At 71.3% G+C, this 19,547-nt stretch carries 21 protein-coding genes and 1 rRNA gene; 15 read left to right on the top strand and 7 right to left on the bottom strand.

Annotated elements, in window-relative coordinates; translation table 11 throughout:
• Both rrf and ACIA8O_RS22670 read left to right on the top strand, forming a co-directional pair.
• Positions 1–86, top strand: a 5S ribosomal RNA gene (gene rrf / locus ACIA8O_RS22665); the annotation flags it as partial.
• A 103-nt stretch (positions 87–189) separates the two neighbouring features.
• Positions 190–951, top strand: a complete 762-nt coding sequence (locus ACIA8O_RS22670) for an alpha/beta fold hydrolase (RefSeq protein ID WP_396295749.1) — start codon at positions 190–192, stop codon at positions 949–951.
• Between the two features lie 71 nt (positions 952–1,022).
• On the opposite strand, the gene ACIA8O_RS22675 is transcribed toward ACIA8O_RS22670, so the two are convergent.
• Positions 1,023–1,490 (bottom strand): NUDIX hydrolase, encoded by a 468-nt coding sequence (locus tag ACIA8O_RS22675; protein ID WP_396295750.1) that lies wholly within the window; start codon positions 1,488–1,490, stop codon positions 1,023–1,025.
• Between the two features lie 120 nt (positions 1,491–1,610).
• Between ACIA8O_RS22675 and mshD the strand changes: the two genes are divergently transcribed.
• From mshD to pstB, 8 genes are all read left to right on the top strand, one after another.
• Complete coding sequence (gene mshD, locus ACIA8O_RS22680; RefSeq protein ID WP_396295751.1) at positions 1,611–2,534, top strand: mycothiol synthase; 924 nt, start codon at positions 1,611–1,613, stop codon at positions 2,532–2,534.
• Between the two features lie 86 nt (positions 2,535–2,620).
• Positions 2,621–4,864 (top strand): RNA degradosome polyphosphate kinase, encoded by a 2,244-nt coding sequence (locus ACIA8O_RS22685; protein WP_396295752.1) that lies wholly within the window; start codon positions 2,621–2,623, stop codon positions 4,862–4,864.
• A 101-nt stretch (positions 4,865–4,965) separates the two neighbouring features.
• Positions 4,966–6,027, top strand: coding sequence for a CHAD domain-containing protein (locus tag ACIA8O_RS22690; RefSeq protein WP_396295753.1), 1,062 nt, complete (start codon positions 4,966–4,968; stop codon positions 6,025–6,027).
• Positions 6,012–6,506 (top strand): NUDIX hydrolase, encoded by a 495-nt coding sequence (locus ACIA8O_RS22695; RefSeq protein WP_396295754.1) that lies wholly within the window; start codon positions 6,012–6,014, stop codon positions 6,504–6,506. Before ACIA8O_RS22690 ends, ACIA8O_RS22695 begins: the two co-directional genes overlap by 16 nt.
• A 171-nt stretch (positions 6,507–6,677) precedes the next feature.
• Positions 6,678–7,808, top strand: coding sequence for a phosphate ABC transporter substrate-binding protein PstS (gene pstS, locus ACIA8O_RS22700; RefSeq protein ID WP_396295755.1), 1,131 nt, complete (start codon positions 6,678–6,680; stop codon positions 7,806–7,808).
• 143 nt (positions 7,809–7,951) lie between these two features.
• Positions 7,952–8,926 (top strand): phosphate ABC transporter permease subunit PstC, encoded by a 975-nt coding sequence (gene pstC / locus ACIA8O_RS22705; RefSeq protein ID WP_396295756.1) that lies wholly within the window; start codon positions 7,952–7,954, stop codon positions 8,924–8,926.
• Positions 8,926–9,999, top strand: coding sequence for a phosphate ABC transporter permease PstA (gene pstA / locus ACIA8O_RS22710; protein WP_396295757.1), 1,074 nt, complete (start codon positions 8,926–8,928; stop codon positions 9,997–9,999). The genes pstC and pstA overlap by 1 nt, the downstream gene beginning before the upstream one ends.
• A 43-nt stretch (positions 10,000–10,042) precedes the next feature.
• Entirely contained in the window at positions 10,043–10,819 is a 777-nt protein-coding gene (gene pstB, locus ACIA8O_RS22715) for a phosphate ABC transporter ATP-binding protein PstB (RefSeq protein WP_396295758.1), read from the top strand.
• Positions 10,820–10,944: 125 nt separating this feature from the next.
• Here the strand turns inward: pstB and ACIA8O_RS22720 are convergent, their stop codons facing one another.
• Both ACIA8O_RS22720 and ACIA8O_RS22725 read right to left on the bottom strand, forming a co-directional pair.
• Positions 10,945–11,940 (bottom strand): anion permease, encoded by a 996-nt coding sequence (locus tag ACIA8O_RS22720; RefSeq protein ID WP_396295759.1) that lies wholly within the window; start codon positions 11,938–11,940, stop codon positions 10,945–10,947.
• 5 nt (positions 11,941–11,945) lie between these two features.
• Complete coding sequence (locus ACIA8O_RS22725) at positions 11,946–12,566, bottom strand: DUF47 family protein (RefSeq protein WP_345286831.1); 621 nt, start codon at positions 12,564–12,566, stop codon at positions 11,946–11,948.
• Positions 12,567–12,800: 234 nt separating this feature from the next.
• On the opposite strand from ACIA8O_RS22725, the gene ACIA8O_RS22730 reads away from it, so the two are divergent.
• Entirely contained in the window at positions 12,801–13,172 is a 372-nt protein-coding gene (locus tag ACIA8O_RS22730) for a metal-sensitive transcriptional regulator (RefSeq protein ID WP_396295760.1), read from the top strand.
• Positions 13,173–13,288: 116 nt separating this feature from the next.
• Here ACIA8O_RS22730 and ACIA8O_RS22735 read toward each other — a convergent pair whose 3' ends face one another.
• Positions 13,289–13,447, bottom strand: a complete 159-nt coding sequence (locus tag ACIA8O_RS22735; RefSeq protein WP_396295761.1) for a hypothetical protein — start codon at positions 13,445–13,447, stop codon at positions 13,289–13,291.
• Between the two features lie 135 nt (positions 13,448–13,582).
• Entirely contained in the window at positions 13,583–14,440 is an 858-nt protein-coding gene (locus ACIA8O_RS22740) for a hypothetical protein (protein ID WP_396295762.1), read from the bottom strand.
• Between the two features lie 123 nt (positions 14,441–14,563).
• Between ACIA8O_RS22740 and ACIA8O_RS22745 the strand changes: the two genes are divergently transcribed.
• Complete coding sequence (locus ACIA8O_RS22745) at positions 14,564–14,755, top strand: hypothetical protein (RefSeq protein ID WP_396295763.1); 192 nt, start codon at positions 14,564–14,566, stop codon at positions 14,753–14,755.
• An 80-nt stretch (positions 14,756–14,835) separates the two neighbouring features.
• On the opposite strand, the gene ACIA8O_RS22750 is transcribed toward ACIA8O_RS22745, so the two are convergent.
• Together ACIA8O_RS22750 and ACIA8O_RS22755 are read right to left on the bottom strand one after the other, a co-directional pair.
• Entirely contained in the window at positions 14,836–15,498 is a 663-nt protein-coding gene (locus tag ACIA8O_RS22750; protein ID WP_396295764.1) for a phosphatase PAP2 family protein, read from the bottom strand.
• Between the two features lie 149 nt (positions 15,499–15,647).
• Positions 15,648–16,724, bottom strand: a complete 1,077-nt coding sequence (locus ACIA8O_RS22755) for an NlpC/P60 family protein (protein ID WP_396295765.1) — start codon at positions 16,722–16,724, stop codon at positions 15,648–15,650.
• A gap of 265 nt (positions 16,725–16,989) precedes the next feature.
• Here ACIA8O_RS22755 and ACIA8O_RS22760 point away from each other — a divergent pair, with 265 nt between their 5' ends.
• The 3 genes from ACIA8O_RS22760 to ACIA8O_RS22770 all read left to right on the top strand — a co-directional run bounded on the left by ACIA8O_RS22760 (position 16,990) and on the right by ACIA8O_RS22770 (position 19,541).
• Positions 16,990–17,325, top strand: a complete 336-nt coding sequence (locus ACIA8O_RS22760; protein ID WP_396296138.1) for a hypothetical protein — start codon at positions 16,990–16,992, stop codon at positions 17,323–17,325.
• 139 nt (positions 17,326–17,464) lie between these two features.
• The gene (locus ACIA8O_RS22765; protein WP_396295766.1) at positions 17,465–18,289 is read left to right on the top strand and encodes a hypothetical protein; all 825 of its coding nucleotides are present in this window, start codon (positions 17,465–17,467) and stop codon (positions 18,287–18,289) included.
• On the top strand, positions 18,279–19,541 hold the full coding sequence (locus ACIA8O_RS22770; protein WP_396295767.1) for a hypothetical protein: 1,263 nt from the start codon (positions 18,279–18,281) through the stop codon (positions 19,539–19,541). The genes ACIA8O_RS22765 and ACIA8O_RS22770 overlap by 11 nt, the downstream gene beginning before the upstream one ends.
• Positions 19,542–19,547: the final 6 nt, after the last annotated feature.

Consider the following 19,547-nt stretch of genomic DNA (forward strand, 5'->3'; position numbering starts at 1 on the left):
GTTACATTCCGAACCCGGAAGCTAAGCCTCACAGCGCCGATGGTACTGCAGGGGGGACCCTGTGGGAGAGTAGGACGCCGCCGAACAATCATTCAGAGAAGGCCCCCCGGCCCAGCCGGGGGGCCTTTTCGCATTTCCGGGCCGAATAACCGCGTGCGCACCCATCGGATGATCTTTACTGTTGCGCGCATGACGATTTCTCATGACACCACCGGTGCCGGCCCGGCCGTGCTCCTGCTCCACTCCACCGTCTGCGACCGCCGTATGTGGGACGGCCAGGTGGCCGCTCTGGCCGAGGCCGGCCACCAGGTGGTCCGGGCCGATCTGCGCGGGTTCGGGGAGAGTCCGGCGGCCGACCGGCCGTACAACGACGCGGACGATCTGGTGGAGCTGCTGGCCGGGCTCGGGGTCGAGCGGCTCGCGCTGGTCGGGGCGTCCGGTGGTGGGGCGGTGGCGCTGGAGTTCGCGGCGCGGTTCCCGGAGCGGGTCGGGGCGCTCGCGTTGCTGTGCACGGCGGCGGCCGGGCTGGAGCCGGGGGACGGGCTGCGGGCGTTCTGGGGGAAGGAGAACGAGCTGCTGGAGGCGGGGGACGTCGCGGGGGCGACGGACCTGAACGTGGCCACCTGGTTGGGGCCGGACGCGGGTGACGACGCCCGGGAGACGGTCCGTCAGATGCAGCGGCACGCCTTCGAGGTGCAGCTGGCCGCGGGTGACGTGGAGGGCGTCGAGTACGAGTCGTCCCCGGAGGCGATCACCGCGCCGACGCTGCTGGTGACCGGGGCGCACGACTTTCCGGAGTTCGGCCGGGTCTCGGACAGGCTGGCCGGGCTGATCCCGGGGGCGCGTCGGGTGGACCTGGAGTGGGCCGGTCACCTGCCGGCGGTGGAGCGGCCGGAGGAGACGGCCGCCCTCCTGGTGGACTTCCTGGCCGAGAGCGGCTGGAGCAAGTAGTTCCGGAGAAGTGGTCCCGGAGAAGTGGTTCCGGGGCGGGCCGGGCACCAACGCGCCCGGCCGATGCCGGCTCAGGGCAGCTCGGCCAGGCCGAGGGCGGGCCGGTCGCGGTGGAGGGCGAGGGCGACGTCGACCAGGTCGGCCCGGCGCAGGCCGGGGATCTCGTCGAGGGGTACCCAGGCGGCCAGGTCGGTGGAGCCGTCCGTCTCGGGGCGGAGCTCGCCGCCGACCACCCGGGCGGCGTAGACGATCCGCAGGCTGTGGAAATCCCGGGCCGGTCCGGAGAGGAACGGCGGGTCGATGAGGTGGCGGGAGTCGACGCCGAGCAGGGCGTCGAGCTCGACCAGGTAGCCGGTCTCTTCCTCGGCCTCCCGGACGGCGGCGAGCTGCGGGGGTTCGCCGTGGTCGAGGCCGCCGCCGGGCACCGTCCACTCGTGGGTGCCGTCGCCGAGCACGCCCCGGGCGAGCAGCATCCGCCCGTCCTGGTCGATGCACACCACGTACGCCGCCGTTCGTGAGCGCTTCACGAGCTCCGTCATCGTCGGACACCTCCGTCGTCAGCCTGGGGTACCGCAGGAGAAACCGGACCTGACACTCAATCAGGACCGGCGCCCCGGGACCACCGCATTACCGCCCGCCCGCCGCGTAAGGTCGGCTGCATGGAGATCCTGACCAATGCTGCCCTGACCGAGGCCGAGCTCGCCGCCGCCCGGGACGTCCTGACCGCCGCCGCCGAGGCGGACGGACGCGAGGCGGTGTCGGAGGCGGGCCGGCTGCGGTTGCGGGTGGCCGAGCCCCGGGCCGGGGTGACGCACCTGGTGCAGCGGGGCGAGGACGGGGAGCCTGCCGGGTACGCGCAGCTGGAGGCGGGGGAGGGCGCGGTGACGGTGGAGTTCGCGGTGCACCCGGCGCTCCGCCGCCGTGGGCTGGGCCGGGCGCTGCTGGACGCGGTGCTGGCGGCCGCGGGGCCGGGGCGGACGGTGGACTTCTGGGCGCACGGCGGGCACCCGGGGGCGGCCCGGCTGGCGGAGGAGGACGGTGCCGAGCTGGTGCGCGAGCTGCGGCAGATGCGCAAGCCGGCGGAGCCGGTGCCGGCCGAGCCGGTGTTCCCGGCGGGGGTGACGGTGCGGACCTTCCGGCCGGGGCGGGACGAGGCGGCCTGGCTGGCGCTGAACGCGCTGGCCTTCGCCCACCACCCGGAGCAGGGGAGCTGGACGGAGCGGGACCTGGCGGACCGTCAGGCGGAGCCGTGGTTCGACCCGGAGGGGTTCTTCCTGGCGGTCCGCCAGGAGGAGGGCGGTGAGCGGGTGGTGGGCTTCCACTGGACCAAGGTGCACCCGGACGGGCTCGGCGAGGTGTACGTGGTCGGTGTGGACCCGGCGGAGCAGGGGAACGGACTGGGCAAGGCGCTGACCGCGACGGGTCTGCGTCACCTGGCCGGGGACCGCAAGGTGCCGACGGTGCTGCTGTACGTGGACGCCGACAACCACGCCGCGGTGCGGGTGTACGAGGGGCAGGGCTTCACCGTCCACGAGGTGGACCTGGTGTACCGCCTGCACACGGAGCAGGCGCCGCGGGACTGAGGCGGCCACGGGGGCGACGGACTCAGCTTTCCTCCTGGCCATGCGGTGTTTACCGTGGATTAAATTCACGCCGCGAAGATCACAGGATGAAGTCAGCAGTGCCCCGCCCCCGGGCGACCGGTCGCTCGGAGACCGTCCTGCTGGAGGAGCTGGAGCCCATGAGCATCCCCCGTCCCGTCTCCACCACCCAGACCAAGGAGTCCACCGCCCTGCCGCCCTCCCTGGTCCTGGCCGAGGGAGAGCCGTTGAAGGACGAGGAGTTGGACGAGCTTCCGCAGGGTCGCTTCCTGGACCGGGAGCGCAGCTGGCTGGCGTTCAACGAGCGCGTCCTGGAGCTGGCCGAGGACCCGCAGATCCCGCTGCTGGAGCGGGCCAAGTTCCTGGCGATCTTCGCCTCGAACCTGGACGAGTTCTTCATGGTCCGGGTGGCCGGCCTGAAGCGCCGGATCGCCACCGGGGTGGCGCAGCGCTCGGCCTCGGGCCTGCAGCCGCGCGAGGTGCTGGACCAGATCTGGGTCCGGTCGCGCGAGTTGATGGCGCGTCACGCGGCCACCTTCCAGCAGGAGGTGCTGCCGGACCTGGCGGCCGAGGGCATCGAGCTGGTGCGCTGGTCGGAGCTGTCGGAGAAGGAGCAGGCCCGGCTGCACACGCTGTTCCGGCAGAAGATCTTCCCGGTGCTGACGCCGCTGGCGGTGGACCCGGCGCACCCGTTCCCGTACATATCGGGGCTGAGCCTCAACCTGGCCGTGGTGGTGCGCAATCCGGTCTCCGGCCACAAGCACTTCGCCCGGGTGAAGGTGCCCCAGGTGCTGTCCCGTTTCCTGGAGGCGGCGCCGCAGCGGTACGTGCCGCTGGAGGACGTGATGGGGGCCCACCTGGAGGAGCTCTTCCCGGGGATGGAGGTGCTGGCGCACCACGCCTTCCGGGTCACTCGCAACGAGGACCTGGAGGTGGAGGAGGACGACACCGAGAACATCCTGAAGGCGCTGGAGAAGGAGCTGATGCGCCGTCGGTTCGGCCCGCCGGTCCGGCTGGAGGTGGAGGAGTCGATCGACCCCTACATCCTCGACCTGCTGGTGCGCGAGCTGAACATCACCGACGCGGAGGTCTTCCCGCTGCCGGGGCCGCTGGACCTGACCGGGCTGTTCGGCCTGGCGGAGCTGGACCGGCCGGAGCTGAAGTACCCGAAGTTCGTGGCGGGCACGGCGCGCGGGCTGACCGACGTGGAGTCGGCCTCGCAGCCGGACATCTTCGCGGCGATGCGCGAGCGGGACGTGCTGCTGCACCACCCGTACGACTCCTTCTCCACCTCGGTGCAGGCCTTCCTGGAGCAGGCGGCGGGCGACCCGGACGTGCTGGCGATCAAGCAGACGCTGTACCGCACCTCGGGTGACTCGCCGATCGTGGACGCGCTGATCGACGCGGCCGAGTCCGGCAAGCAGGTGCTGGTGCTGGTCGAGATCAAGGCGCGCTTCGACGAGCAGGCGAACATCAAGTGGGCCCGCAAGCTGGAGGAGGCGGGCTGCCACGTGGTGTACGGCCTGGTCGGCCTCAAGACGCACTGCAAGCTGTCGCTGGTGGTCCGTCAGGAGGGCGACACGCTGCGCCGGTACGCGCACGTGGGGACCGGGAACTACCACCCGAAGACGGCCCGGCTGTACGAGGACCTGGGGCTGCTGACGGCGGACCCGCAGGTCGGTGCGGACCTCTCGGACCTGTTCAACCGGCTCTCCGGGTACTCCCGGCGGGAGTCGTACCGGCGGCTGATGACGGCTCCGCGCGGGCTGCGGGACGGGCTGGTGGGCCGGATCCACCAGGAGATCGCGCACCACCGGGCGGGGCGGCCGGCCTTCGTGAAGCTGAAGGTCAACTCGATCGTCGACGAGGACGTGATCGACGCGCTGTACCGGGCCTCGCAGGCCGGGGTGCCGGTGGACGTCTGGGTGCGCGGGATCTGCGCTGTGCGGCCCGGGGTGGCCGGGCTGAGCGAGAACGTCCGGGTGCGCAGCGTGCTGGGGCGCTTCCTGGAGCACTCGCGGATCTTCGTGTTCGGCAACGGGGGCGACCCGGAGGTCTGGTTCGGCAGCGCGGACATGATGCACCGCAACCTGGACCGCCGGATCGAGGCCCTGGTGCGGGTCACCGACCCGGCGCAGCGGGCGGAGCTGTCCGGTCTGGTGGACCTGGGGATGTCGGACGAGACGGAGTCCTGGCACCTGGGGTCCGACGGGCGGTGGACCAGGCACTCGCAGGACGCGGAGGGGCGTCGGCTGCGGCACGTGCAGAACCTGTTGATCGACTCCCGGCAGCGCCGCCGCAACCTGTCCTGACCTGCTCCGCCCGGTGCGGTCGCGGCTCCCGCCGCGGCCGTGCCGGGCACCACCGTTCCCCGGTACGGCGGGGACTTGCCTCGGGGGGACGAGGAACCAGCATGACCGATCTGCCGACGACCGCCCGGACCGACCAGCCGGCGGGGGAGGCCCTGACGGGTTATCTGACCGCCCAGGCGGCCGCCTTCCTGCGTGCCCTGCCGTTGGTGGTGGGGGAGGCCGGGGCCCGGGCGGGCACGCTGCCGGGCGGTCCGGGCGGGCAGGCCGCGGCCGGGACGGCCGAGCTGCTGCGGGTGGTGCGGCGGATCGGTGGGGCGCTGCACACGTACGCGGCCGGTTTCGAGCCGGAGTGGGCGGAGCGGACCAGGGCGGAGCTGCGCTGGCTGCTGGAGCTGCTGGCGCAGGAGCCGGGCTGTCTGCGGCGGTCGGCGCGGCTGCTGGCGGCGCTGGACTCGTTGAGCGAGACGGATCCGCGGCGGCCGGGGATGCTGGCGGGTCATCAGGGGGCGCCGAAGGCCCGGGCGCTGCTGGAGCGTCAGCTGACGCTGGCCCGGACCAGGGCGCACTCGACGCTGCTGCAGGAGCTGCGGTCGGCGCGGCTGCACGCGCTGGCGGACCGGATGACGCTGCTGGCGGGCGAGGTGCCGTTGGTGGAGTCGCAGCCGGAGCTGGCGGGGCAGGCGGTGCGGGCGCTGGAGCTGCTGTCGGCGGGGGTGGCGGCGCTGCCGCCGGCCCGGGCGCCGTACGGGGGCGAGGGGCTGCACCGGCTGAGCGTGGTGCCGCCGCAGGTGCCCCCGCAGGGGCAGGGGCCGGCTCCGGTGGCGGAGGTGGACGCGGACGCGGCGCTGGCGGCGGACGACGCGCCGTGGGGGCGGGTGCGGATCCTGGTGAAGCGGGCCCGGTACGCGCTGGAGGTGTGCGGGGAGCGGCTGGCGGGGTTGGACGAGGTGGACGAGGTGCTGGACCGTCACCAGGACGCCGCGGACGCGGCGGTGACGGTGGCGACGGCGGCGCGCACGCCGCGGATCACCCCGGCGACGGCCTACGTGCTCGGCGTGGTGCATGCTGATCAACGGCTGGAGGTGGAGGCGGCGAGGTACGCCTTCGGCCGCCGTTGGCCGAACCTCCAGCAGCACGGATGGCACGAATGGGCGAGTTCCTGACCATGGCGGTCCCCCCGGTGCGGGGCCGTGCGGTGCGGCACGGGCAGACGGTGCTGGCGGCCGGGGTGGTGCTGTGGCGGCCGGGCCCGTTGAAGAAGGACGGGGAGCGGCGGAAGAAGCCGCGGATCGCGCTGGTCCACCGGCCGAAGTACGACGACTGGTCGTTGCCGAAGGGGAAGCTGGAGCCGGGCGAGGACTGGCGGGCGGCGGCGCTGCGGGAGGTCCGGGAGGAGACCGGGCTGAGCTGTGTGCTGGGGGAGGAGCTGCCGGCCCAGCACTACCTGGCGAACGGGCGGGCCAAGGAGGTCCGGTACTGGGCGGGGGAGCTGACGGGTGGCTCGTTCCTGCCCAACCGCGAGGTGGACCGTTTGGAGTGGCTGTCGCCGAGGAAGGCGCGGGCCCGGCTGTCGCACCGGCGGGACCGGGCGCTGGTGGACGCGCTGCTGTCCGTACTCGGGGTGACGCACCGTCACGGGTGACCTGGTCGCGCCCTGCCTGTGACGCAACCGTTACTACCGATCGGTGTTTCCCGCCGTCCGTCGTCGGTTCACTCTCCGTTCATTTGTGACGGGCTGACGCGTCACCTGACCGGCCTAACTTCGGTGTCACCGGAGGGCCGAACGGGCCCTTCCACAGAAAGGGACACCCCTGTGAAGCTCCAGCGGAACGGCCGCTCCAAGGCCCTCGCGATCGGTGCCATGGCGCTCGTTGGCTCGCTGTCGCTCGCGGCGTGCGGCTCGGACGAGAACAAGACCCCCGGCACGGGCGGTTCCTCCGCGGCCGGTTCCTCCGCCGCGATCGCCTGTGGGAAGGCCGGGCAGCTGCTCGGCGCCGGTTCCACCGCCCAGGGCAACGCGATCGACGTGTGGAAGGTCGCCTACGGCGCCGCCTGCTCCGGGTCGACCATCACCTACAGCGGTGGCGGTTCGGGTGCCGGTGTGCAGCAGTTCAACCAGGGCAAGGTCGCCTTCGCGGGCACCGACTCGGCCCTGAAGCAGGCCGAGGTCGACGCCTCCAAGGAGGTCTGCAAGACCGGCCAGGGCATCAACCTGCCGATGGTCGGCGGCCTGATCTCGATCATCTTCAACGTGGACGGCGTGGACAGCCTGGTCCTGGACGGCCCGACCCTGGCGAAGATCTTCGACTCGCAGATCACCAAGTGGAACGCCCCGGAGATCGCCGCGCTGAACCCGGGCGCCAAGCTGCCGGACGCCGACATCCAGGCGATCCACCGCTCGGACGACTCGGGCACCACCGAGAACCTCACCAAGTACTTCGAGAAGGCCTCGGGCGGCGCCTGGACCTACAAGCCGAGCAAGACCTGGGCGGGCAAGGGCGGCCAGTCCGCGGCCCAGAGCGCCGGCGTCTCGGCCCAGGTGAAGCAGGTCAAGAACTCGATCAGCTACGCCGAGCTCTCCTACGCGCAGACCAACAACCTCAAGTCCGCCGCGATCGCCACCGGTGCCGCCAAGCCGGTCGAGGCCACCGCCGCCAACGCCGCCACCACCTTCGCCAAGGCGGAGATCGCCGGCACCGGCAGCGACCTGGCGCTGAAGCTCGACTACGCGACCAAGGCCGAGGGCTCCTACCCGCTCGTCCTGGTCACCTACGAGGTCGTCTGCGACAAGGGCAACAAGCCGGAGACGCTGGACACCCTGAAGTCCTTCCTGAACTACACCATCAGCGACGCGGGCCAGAAGGCCATCGAGGCCAAGGGCTACGTCGCCCTGCCGGCCGAGCTGAGCTCCAAGGTGAAGGCCGCCGTCGCCGCCCTCGCCTGACCCTCGTGAACCACCGGCCGGGCAGCCCTCGAAGAGGGGGGCGGGGCTGCCCGGCCGGATCCAGCTGAGAGCATGTCAAGTCCGGGGCACCGCCGCCATGGTGCCGCCCTCCTTGGGCAGCACCACCAGACCGGAGAAAGACCATGACCACATCACCCCCTGTCACAGACCGGGGCAGGGCCCGCCAGCGCGACAGCCGGCGCGGGGACAACCTGTTCTTCAACCTCTCCCGTGGTTCGGGCATCCTGCTGCTGGTCATCATGGCCGCCATCGCGGGCTTCCTGACCTACCGCTCGGCGCTCTCGTTCGGGCACAACGAGGGCAACTTCTTCACCACCTTCGAGTGGCTGCCGGACGCGCCGAAGCCGGTCTTCGGCATCGCGGTGCTGGCCTTCGGCACCATCGTCAGCGCGGTCATCGCGATGCTGATCGCGGTGCCGGTGGCGATCGGCGTGGCGCTGTTCATCTCGCACTACGCGCCGCGGAGGATCGCCCAGCCCTTCGCCTACCTGGTGGACCTGCTGGCCGCCGTGCCGTCCATCGTCTACGGCCTGTGGGGCGCGCTCTTCCTGGTGCCGCACATGGAGGGCCTGACCAGCTGGCTGGACGAGTACCTCGGCTGGACCTACATCTTCGACGTCACCCAGACCGGTGCCGCCCCGCGCTCGCTGTTCACCGTCGGCATCGTGCTGGCGATCATGATCCTGCCGATCATCACCGCGGTCTCCCGCGAGGTGTTCAAGCAGGCGCCGCGGATGCACGAGGAGGCGGCGCTCGCCCTCGGCGCGACCCGCTGGGAGATGATCCGCACCGCGGTGCTGCCGTTCGGCCGCCCGGGCGTGATCTCCGCCGCGATGCTGGGCCTGGGCCGCGCGCTCGGCGAGACCATCGCGGTCGCCACCGTGCTCTCCGCCAGCCCGATCCTCTCGCTGCACCTGCTCGACCCGGGCGGCGGCACCTTCGCGCAGAACATCGCGCTGAAGTTCGGCGAGGCCGGTGACAACGGCCGGAACGCGCTGATGGCCTCCGGCCTGGTCCTGTTCGTGATCACCCTGCTGGTGAACGGCGCGGCCCGGATGATCATCGCCCGTCGCAAGGAATTCTCGGGGGCCAACTGATGAGTACCACCACCGTGACCCCCGTGGCCGACTCCCCGCGGATCAGCCGCCGGCTGACCGCCAACCGGTTGCCCTCCTGGGCGCCGGGCGGCATCGCCGCCCTCTCGGTCGCCCTCGGCGTCGGCATCGGCCTCGGTGCCGGGCTGCAGAGCAAGATCCAGTGGGGCCTGATCGCCGGACTGCTCTTCGTCGCCATCACCTACGGCGCCGCCACCAAGGTCGAGGGCTCCCGCCAGGCCAAGGACCGCCTCGCCACCTCGGTGGTCTGGCTGGCCTTCGTGCTCGCCGTGATCCCGCTGGCCGCGCTGACCTTCTACACGGTCCAGCAGGGCATCGGCGTGGTGGACGGCTACTTCCTCAGCCACTCCATGAAGGGCGTGCTCCAGACCGAGGCCGGCGGTGGTCTGTACCACGCGCTGATCGGCACCCTGGAGCAGGTCGGCCTGGCCACCCTGATGGCCGCCCCGATCGGTCTGCTGACCGCCGTCTACCTGGTGGAGTACGGCCGCGGCCGGCTCGCCAAGGCGGTCACCTTCTTCGTCGACGTCATGACGGGCATCCCGTCCATCGTCGCCGGTCTGTTCATCCTGTCGCTCTGGATCCTCCTGTTCGGCTTCCAGTACTCGGGCTTCGCGGGCTCCCTCGCCCTGGCCATCCTGATGATGCCGGTCGTGGTCCGCTCCACCGAGGAGATGCTCAAGCTCGTCCCGAACGAGCTGCGCGAGGCCTCGTACGCCCTGGGCGTGCCCAAGTGGAAGACCATCCTGCGGATCGTCCTGCCGACCGCGATCGGCGGCATCACCACCGGTGTGATGCTGGCCGTCGCCCGCATCACCGGCGAGACCGCCCCGGTCATGATGCTGGTCTTCGGCGCGGACATCATCAACGAGAACCCGTTCGAGGGTCCGCAGCAGTCGCTGCCGCTCTACATCTGGCAGCAGTACCAGACCAACAACGACTTCGGGTACGCCCGGGCCTGGGGCGCCGCGCTGGTGCTGATCGCCTTCGTGATGGCGCTCAACCTGATCGCCCGTGCCGTCGCCCGCTGGCGCTCGCCCAAGTCCGGTCACTGACACACCGACTGACGTACGAACAGACGAGAGAAGACGAACGATCATGGCCAAGCGCATCGACGTCAGCGGACTGTCCGCCTACTACGGGAACACCAAGGCCATCGAGGACATCTCGATGACCGTCGAGCCCCGCTCCGTGACGGCCTTCATCGGCCCCTCCGGCTGCGGCAAGTCGACCTTCCTGCGCACCCTCAACCGGATGCACGAGGTCATCCCCGGTGCCCGGGTCGAGGGCAAGGTGATGCTGGACGACGAGAACCTCTACGGTGCCGCGGTCGACCCGGTGGCCGTCCGCCGTAGCGTCGGCATGGTGTTCCAGCGTCCGAACCCCTTCCCCACCATGTCGATCTACGACAACGTGGTGGCCGGCCTGCGACTGGCCGGCGTGAAGAAGAAGTCGGTGCTGGACGGCGTGGTGGAGAAGTCGCTCCAGGGCGCCAACCTCTGGAACGAGGTCAAGGACCGCCTCAACAAGCCCGGCGCCGGTCTGTCGGGTGGTCAGCAGCAGCGTCTGTGCATCGCCCGCGCCATCGCGGTCGAGCCCGAGGTGCTGCTGATGGACGAGCCCTGCTCGGCCCTCGACCCGATCTCCACCCTCGCCATCGAGGACCTGATCGGTGAGCTGAAGTCGCAGTTCACCATCGTGATCGTGACCCACAACATGCAGCAGGCGGCCCGGGTCTCCGACCGCACCGCCTTCTTCAACCTGGCGGGCGTCGGCCAGCCGGGCAAGCTGATCGAGCTGGACGACACCCAGCGGATCTTCTCCAACCCGTCCGTGCAGGCCACCGAGGACTACATCTCCGGCCGCTTCGGCTAGACCGCGCGGACCCCCAGCTGCTCCGCGGTGCTGCATGGCGGTGCCGCCGCGGAGTCAGAGAAGGCCCGCCCCCGTGATGTGGGGGCGGGCCTTCGCCGTGGCCGGAGCCGGTGGCTGACGGGCGGTCAGCCGAAGAACAGGTGGACCAGCCAGTACATCAGCGCGGCCACCAGGGCGGCGGCCGGCATGGTGATGAACCAGCCCATCACGATGTTCTTCGCCACGCCCCAGCGGACCGCGCGGATCCGCTTGGTGGCGCCCACGCCCATGATCGCCGAGGTGATCACGTGGGTGGTGGAGATCGGCGCCTTGAAGACGAACGAGGTGATGTACATGATCGTCGCGGCGGTGGCCTCGGCCGCGAAGCCCTGCGGCGGGTCCAGCTCGATGATCTTGCGGCCGAGGGTCCGCATGATCCGCCAGCCACCCGCGTAGGTGCCCAGCGAGAGCATGGTGGCGCAGGAGATCTTCACCCAGAGCGGGATCGAGGAGTCGCCCTGGTGGCCCGAGATGGTGAGGGCCATCACCACGATGCCCATGGTCTTCTGGGCGTCCTGGACACCGTGCGCCAGGGCCATGGCGGCGGCCGAAGCGGTCTGGGCCACCCGGAAGTTGCGCTTGGCGCGGTGCGGGTTGGCCTTCCGGAAGATCCACAGGATGGCCAGCATCACCAGGAAACCGGCCACCAGGCCGACCACCGGCGAGACGATCATCGGGATGACGATCTTCTCCAGCACGCCGTGCCAGATCACCTCGGTGCCGCCGGCCAGTGCCGCGCCCACCATGCCGCCGAACAGCGCGTGCGAGGAGGAGGACGGCAGGCCGAAGTACCAGGTGATCAGGTTCCAGGTGATCGCCCCGACCAGCGCGGCGAACAGGATGGCCATGCCCTGCTGGCCCGACGGGGTCTCGATCAGGCCCTCGGAGACGGTCTTGGCGACGCCGGTGCCGAGGAAGGCACCGGCCAGGTTCATCACGGCCGCCATGGCCAGCGCCGCCCGGGGGGTGAGCGCCCGGGTGGAGACCGAGGTGGCGATCGCGTTCGCCGAGTCGTGGAAGCCGTTGGTGTAGGTGAAGAAGAAGGCCACGCCGATGACGGCGATGAGTGCAGCCGTATCCACGAGGGTCAGGACTCCTTGACCGCGATGGTCTCCACCGTGTTGGCCACGTGCTCGAACGCGTCGGCGGCCTCTTCGAGGACGTCCACGACCTGCTTGAGCTTCAGCACCTCGATGGCGTCGTACTGACCGCTGAACAGGTGGGCCAGCAGCTTCCGGTGGATCTGGTCCGCCTGGTTCTCCAGCCGGTTGACCTCGATCCAGTACTCGGTCAGCTTGTCCATCGTCCGCAGCTTCGGCATCGCCTCGGCGGTCAGCTCGGCGGCCCGGGCCAGCACCTCGATCTGCTGCTCGATGCCCTTGGGCAGGGTCTGGATGTCGTAGAGGACGACGAGGTCGACCGCCTCCTCCATGAAGTCCATGATGTCGTCCAGCGACGAGGCGAGGGAGTAGATGTCCTCGCGGTCGAAGGGCGTGATGAAGGAGGAGTTCAGCTGGTGGAACACCGCATGGGTGGTGTCGTCGCCGGCGTGCTCGGCGGCGCGCATGCGCTCGACGATCTCCGCGCGGGCCGACACGTCTGCACCCAGCAGTTCCAGCAGGAGCTTCGATCCGACGACCAGGTTCTCCGCGGCCGCGGCGAACATGTCGTAGAAGCTCGTCTCCTTCGGGGTCAGGCTAAAACGCACGGAAATCTCCGATGTGCGGGGGAGGGACTGAACGATGCTAGGCGCAAGCCGTCAGAACTGCGCAAACGGGGTGATGGTCACGATCCCTCAGTCTGACGGAAGTCGGCCGGATTGCGTCCGTCCTGTGCACGGAGATCCGATCGCGCCGCCCGGACGGCGGAACACCCGGCGGGCCCGGCGTGTTGGACACTTGAGCCCAGTGGACGGGTGAGGACCGAGACCTAGGCGGGCCGAATGACCAGCATCGAGACGCACGACCAGACCACCGCCGCGGCGGCCGGGGAGGCCGCCGACGACGGGGGCCAGTGCTGCGACAACCACGGCCCGCACGGCTACTCCGCGCGCAAGGCCGAGCACCTCAAGCGGCTGCGGCGGATCGAGGGCCAGGTCCGCGGCCTCCAGCGGATGGTGGACGAGGACGTCTACTGCATCGACGTGCTCACCCAGGTCTCGGCCGGGACGAAGGCGCTCCAGGCCTTCGCCCTCTCGCTCCTGGAGGAGCACCTGCGGCACTGCGTGGCCGCCGCCGCGGAGGAGGGCGGCGCCGAGCTGGAGGCCAAGGTGGCGGAGGCCACGGCCGCCATCTCCCGCCTGCTGCGCACCTGAGACCCGCGGCGTGAAGCCCGCGGTGTGACGCCCGCGGCGGCCGTCGGGAGGCTTCCTGACGGCCGCTCAGCTGTCGCGGGCCCGGCTGCCGTTGGCCCGGTCCTCGCGGGCCGGGCTCAGTTGTCGCCCGCGAGCAGCACCTCGTCGATGAGCTCCGGCGCCAGCCGCTCGCCCTCGCCGGCCGCGGCGGCGATCATCAGCTCACCGGCCAGCTCGATCTCGTCCAGCGCGGCCTGCTCGTGCCCGCCACCGTCACGGGGCGTCGAGGACACCATCCGTTCCACCCCCATGGACCCGTCCGGCCGGCAGAGCTGCCGCCCCCTACTCAAGCGTAGGCAGACGGGGCGTCAGACCCCATGGCACCAACGGGCCATCTCTGCGCACCACCCGGGCGTGCTACTCGCTGCCCGTTACTTGGACGGCGTGGCGGACGGCTTCATCGAGTAGATCTCGGTGGCGGCCGGCTCCGCCGCCTGCACCGGCTGCCCGAAGTCGGAGAGCAGCACCGTGGAGACCACCCTCACCTGGTCCTTGGGCTGCTTGGACCCGGCCACCCCGGCGAAGGAGAAGGTCTCCGTCACCTTGTGCAGCCGGCCCTGCCCGTCCAGCCAGGCCTCGTACGGCACCTCCTTGACCGTGAAGGTCTGGGCCGCCATCCGCAGCCCGTCCCCGCCCCGGCCGCCGGTCGCCTCGGCCGCCTTGGCCAGGTCCAGAGTGCCCTTGTAGTGCTTGAGCTCCGACCCGCCCGCCGTCTCGGTGCCGACCAGCTCGGCGCTGACCGCCCCGCGCAGCGCCCCGGCCGCGCTGGCCGGGTCGGTGGCGCCGCTGCTCACCAGGTTCCCGTCCGGGAGCTGGCGGATGTCGAGCTTGACCCACTTGCCCTCGGGGATCTTGGCCCCGCTGTTCTGCAGGTAGACCGTGCCGGGCAGCACCACCTCCACGATCTTGCCGGTGGTGGCGGCGCCGGGCGGCACGTCGATGTCCAGCCGGCCGATCCGCTTCACGTAGTCGTAGCCGCCGGCCCCCTTGAAGACCGCCTTCTTGTCGGCGGACTCGGTGGTCAGCTCGGTGACGGCCTTGGCGGAGCCGGTGCGGCCGGTGATGTCCGCCGCGCTGCGGACCGCGGTCAGCGGGTCGGCCGAGAGCTGGTCGGCCGAGCTGCCGGGCTTGCGGGCGTCGCCGGAACCGCAGGCGGTCAGGGTGGCGACGAGCAGGGCGGCGACGGTGGCGGCGGATGCGATGGTGGTGGTGCGGACGGTGTGCTTCACGATCGGGTACAACCCCCTCAGAGCTCTTCCAGAGCAAACGAGTTGAGGGTCCGCGAGGTTACGGGTGGACCGGCGCACGGCTTTCGTTTCACGCCGGTCGGCTGAGCCGTTACGGTGAGGAGCGTGAACGTCGAGCACCGGGTGACGGTCGAAGAACGAGGCTCCTTCTCCACCGCCCGCTGCACCTGCGGCTGGCATGCTCCCGCCCGACGCAGCCGCGACAAGTCCCGCCGCGACGGGGCTGAGCATTCCGCAGAACGTTCGGGTGTTCAGGGGCGCGAGGAACTGCGCGAACCGGAAGGCGGCCCGGTGTGAGGTCGGGGCACGTCAGCCGGTTGCACGTGCTGCCGTTCCCCCGCGCGCAGTTCCCCGCGCCCCCGGTGTGACCACCTTCGTCAGGCGGCGAGGTCGCGTTCGATGCGGCGGCGGCCGGTGCGGCGGGGGCTCGCGACGAGGAGGGGCCGCAGGGCGGTGCGGCCTAGGGCGTGGGTGAGGGGGACCAGGACGGCCATCGCGAGCGGTGCCAGGAGGAGGACCACCGCGGCCGCCAGGGCGAAGCCGCCGAGGACGTCGGTGGGGTAGTGCACCCCGACGTACATCCGGGCGAGGCCCTGCAGGACGGCGAGCACCCCGGCGACCAGCCCCAGCCGCCTGTTCACCAGGTAGAGCGCGACCGCGATCCCCATCGCCATCGCCGAGTGGTCGCTGACGAAGGAGAGGGTGCCCTCCTTGCCGTGCACCAGCACGTCCAGTTCGGGGTGGTCGACGAACGGCCGGGGCCGGTCGACGATCGCGGAGATCGGCAGGTTGGCCAGTTCGCAGAGGGCCACCGCGAGCGGGGCCCAGAGCAGTCCGGCGACGGCCACCGGGGCGTCGGGGCGGCGGCGGGCCTGGAGCCAGCCGACGGCGAAGAGCAGGCCGAGGCCGAGCAGGAGGCCGTACTCGCCGAGCCAGGCGACGGTGGAGTCGACCCAGGAGGGGGCGGAGCCGGCCAGGCCGTTGACGGCCTTCAGCAGGTCCAGGTCGGGCCCGGCGGTGTCGCCCAGCAGCGTCGACACGCCGCACCTCCGTCGTTGGCCCTCGTGGCCCCTTGATCATCAGTCTGACAAGGGGCACAACGCGGCGACCGCGAGGACGGTTTCAGATTTCACGCACCGTTATGAAAACTTGACTGACCGTCCACTGGACGTCCACGGTCAACGGTGCGTCAACTGTCCTTCGGGTCGCGCCCGGTGCCCTGGCCGCCGCTGGCGATCTGCCCGTCGGCCTGGCGGACGGGCAGGGAGAGGGCACCGTCGGGGGTGACCCGGGTGGCGCCGTAGTACTTGGCGCGGTCGATCTTGTCGTAGCGGATCACCGCGCCGGTGTGCGGCGCGTTGATCATGTAGCCGCCGCCGACGTAGATGCCGACGTGGTCGATGGAGCGCGGGTCGCCCTGGTCGGTGGCGAAGAACACCAGGTCGCCCGGGCGGAGTTGGCTCCGCTCGATGTGCGGGCCGGCGTTCCACTGGTCGTTGGCCACCCGGGGGAGCTCGATGCCGACGCTCTTGAAGGCCGCCACGGTGAGGCCGGAGCAGTCGAAGCGGCCGCCCTCGGCGGCCGTGCCGTTCCCGCCCCACAGGTACGGGGTGCCGAGGGTGGTCTGGGCGAAGTAGATCGCCCCGGAGGCCTGCGGGGAGAGCGCCTGGGTCACCACCGGCGCACCGGGGGAGGCCTCGGCGGGGGCGGTGAAGTTGGCCGCGAGGGTTTTGATGTTCTTCACGTACCCCTGGGTCTCCCGGTACGGCGGGACCCCGTTGTACTTGATGACCGCGTACGGGCCGGCGTTGTAGGCGGCGAGCAGATTCGACTGCCGGTCGCCGGGGATTTTCGCTATGTCCTTGGCGAGGGCGCAGTCGTACACCGCGGCGGAGGCGATCGCGTCGGCCGCGTTCCAGACGTCCTTCTTGCCGTCGCCGTCGCCGTCGGTGGCGTAGCCGGGCCAGGTGCCCGGCATGAACTGCGCCATGCCCTGGGCGCCGACGGGGCTCTGGGCCCGGGGGTTGAAGCCGCTCTCCTGGTAGAGCTGGGCGGCCAGCATGGGGGGAGAGATCTCGGGGCAGAGGGAGCCCCACTGCTGGAACATCGGCTGGTAGGCGGCCGGCACGGTGCGGCCCGCGAGCTTGGGCTGGACGGCCTGCGGGGTGCCGCTGGCGGCGAAGGTGCCGAGCACCACCACGCCGACGAAACCGACCCCCACCAGACCCGTCGCGGCCGCTGCCGCGCCCGCCTTCCGGAGTACCATCAGCACCGTCCCGACGAACCGTCAGTTTCCCGTGTCCCAGAAGGCATTGCTCATCGCAATCATCGCAGATACAAAGGGTGAGCGGTATCCTTCGTACGGTGGACATCCTGGCGTACGGGCCCCGTGCTCCACGACCAATCCGCGAGAAACAGCCAAGTCGAAGTCGGATCTGGCCAAGAATGGGGTACGGCCCTTCGCGCCACCCCGGTCCTGGGCCTTGAATTTGCCTGATCGGGCGGTGAGATGAATGAACCTGAGCAGCGTGATGCAGAGTGACCGGGTCCGGCTCCTGGCTGAGGACCCTCCGAAGAAGGCGAACATCGACACCATCATCGGTGGCATCGCGCCGGACTGGGGCCCGTTCTCCAGTCTGGGTGCCGAGGCGCGGACGATGATCCAGGTGGTGATGGCGGTCGCCATCCTGGCGTGTCTGGGCATCGCCGTCTGGGGGGCGGCCAAGCAGCGGATCGGTGCCACCGCGATGCGGGACAGCTTCAGCGCCGAGCAGGGCAAGGGGCTGATCGTGGCGGGCCTGACCGGCGTGTTCATCATCGGTTCGCTCACCACTCTGTTCACCATTGTGTACGGCATGGCCATCTGACGATCAGACAGAATTGCCCCGGCGGAGCGGCCCCGTAGCGGCCGTCCCCGCCGGGGTGTCGCGCTTCCCGCGCGGACCGCTCGTACCAGCTCGTACCAGCCAGGGGGCCCAGGGGGCTCCCCGTACCAGGAGGGCCGCCGTGCCGGTGTCCGACGACCAGCCGCACACCCGGACGCGGCTGCCGGTCGGCGAGCAGTCCGTCTACCAGCAGCAGACGGGGCGTCAGGCCCGGCCGGTGCGGACGCTCTTGACGGTTCTGCTGGTGGTGGTCCTGCTGGTGGTCGCCATCTCCATCGCGAACCGGGACAAGCCGGACCCGGGCAGCACCGCCCCGGCCGGCTCCTCGGACCGGGCGGCCTCGGCGTCCCCCCGGCCCGCCACCACCGCGCCCACCGGCCAGCTGCCGGTGGCCACCGCCTCGAACGGGATCGGCGTCGGCCACCCGCACACCTCGCAGGGCGCGCAGTCGGCCGCCGCCAACTACGCGGTGGCGATGGGCTCCGAGGAGATGTTCCGCCCCGACACCCGGGGCGCCCTGCTCGGCACGCTGGCCGACCCGACCGCGCTGCCCGCCCTGAAGGCCCGGCTGGACGCGGCCTTCGGGCCGGAGCAGCTGGCCGGCTTCGGCCTGGACGACAAGGGGAAGCCGGCCAAGGGCCTGACCTTCGTCAGCCGGACGGTGCCGGTCGGCACCAAGCTCACCAACCAGGCCGACACCGCGACCGTGGTCGAGGTCTGGTGCACCGGCCTGCTCGGCCTGGCCGGCCAGGGCTCCACCCAGCCGGTGTCCGAGAACTGGTTCACCCTCACCCTCACCATGCGCTGGACCGGCAGCGACTGGAAGCTCACCGACTTCGCCCGCCGCTCGGGTCCGGCCCCCCTCCCCGGCGACCAGCAGGCCGCCACCGCCGACGAGATCACCGGCGCCGTCCAGGACTTCGGAGGCTTCCGCTATGCCCGTTGACGCCACAGCCACCGGTCGCCGGTTCGCCCGGGCCGGGGCGGTGCTCGGAGCGCTGCCCGCGCTGGTGCTGCTGACGGCGGCCCGGGCGCTGGCCGAACCGACGCCCTCGCCCTCGCAGACGGCCAAGTGCAACCTGCCGGTGCCCGGGGCCGACCGGGCCTGCGCCCCGGACACTCCCGGCGTGGTGGTCACCGGCCCCGGCGGCGGCACCCTCGGCGGCGTCACCGACCCGCTCGGCTCGCTGGCCAAGGGCTGCGCCGAGGCGGCCGCCTGGGTCACCCGGAAGCTGGCCGCCGCGATCGACTCCACCACCCAGGTGGACTTCACCAACGCCGCCTTCCTGCAGCAGTACGCGGTGGTCTTCGCCGGCTCCACCGTGATCACCCTGATCCTCTGGCTGCTCGCGGTGACCAAGCGCGCGGTGCGCGGCGCCTCGCTGGCCACCGCCGTCTCCGAGGCGATCGGCTTCCTCTGGCTGACCGTCATCGCCTCCGCCTTCACCCCGCTGGTGCTCTTCACCCTGGTCTCCGCCACCGACGGGCTGACCGCCGCCATCGCGGCCGGGACCAAGTCCGACACCGGCACCTACCTGGGCGGCTTCGCGGACACCCTGGAGAAGGGCTCGCTGGGCGGCGGCCCGCTGATCCTGATCATCGTCTCGCTGGTCGCGGTGCTGGCCGCCGCGGTGCTCTGGATCGAGCTGCTGATCCGGGCCGCGATGCTCTACGTCGGCGCGCTGCTGGGCACCGCGGTCTACGCCGGGCTGGTCGACAAGCAGCTCTGGAAGCACGTCCGGCGCTGGGCCGGGGTGATGCTCGCGGTGGACCTGGCCAAGCCGATCATCGTGATCATCCTGGGCCTGGCCGGGGCGGTGGCCACCGGCGCCGGGGCCACCGACGACTTCGCCAAGGTGCTCTCCGGGCTGGCCATCCTGTTCCTGTCGATCTTCGCCAGCGCCGCCGTCTACCGCTTCGTGCCTGGCTTCGGCGACGAGCTGATGCAGATGCGGCACGCCCGCGCCAGCGCCGTCTCGGCCGGCTCCGCGATGATCAACGGCCCGGCCAACCTGGTCAAGCAGGGCATCTCCACCCACGGCGCCCGCGGCGGAGGCGGCGGCCCCGCCACCGCCAACGCCTCCACCGGCACCGGCGCCGCGGCCGCCGGCATCGCCGCCCACGGCTCCCGCACTCCGGCACCCCCGCCGCAGACCCCCGCCCAGGCCCCGGCCGCCAACCCAGTGAAGGGAGCGTGAGTCGCG

The organism is Kitasatospora sp. NPDC051853, from assembly GCF_044452665.1.
In the GTDB taxonomy this organism is placed as follows: Bacteria; Actinomycetota; Actinomycetes; order Streptomycetales; family Streptomycetaceae; genus Kitasatospora.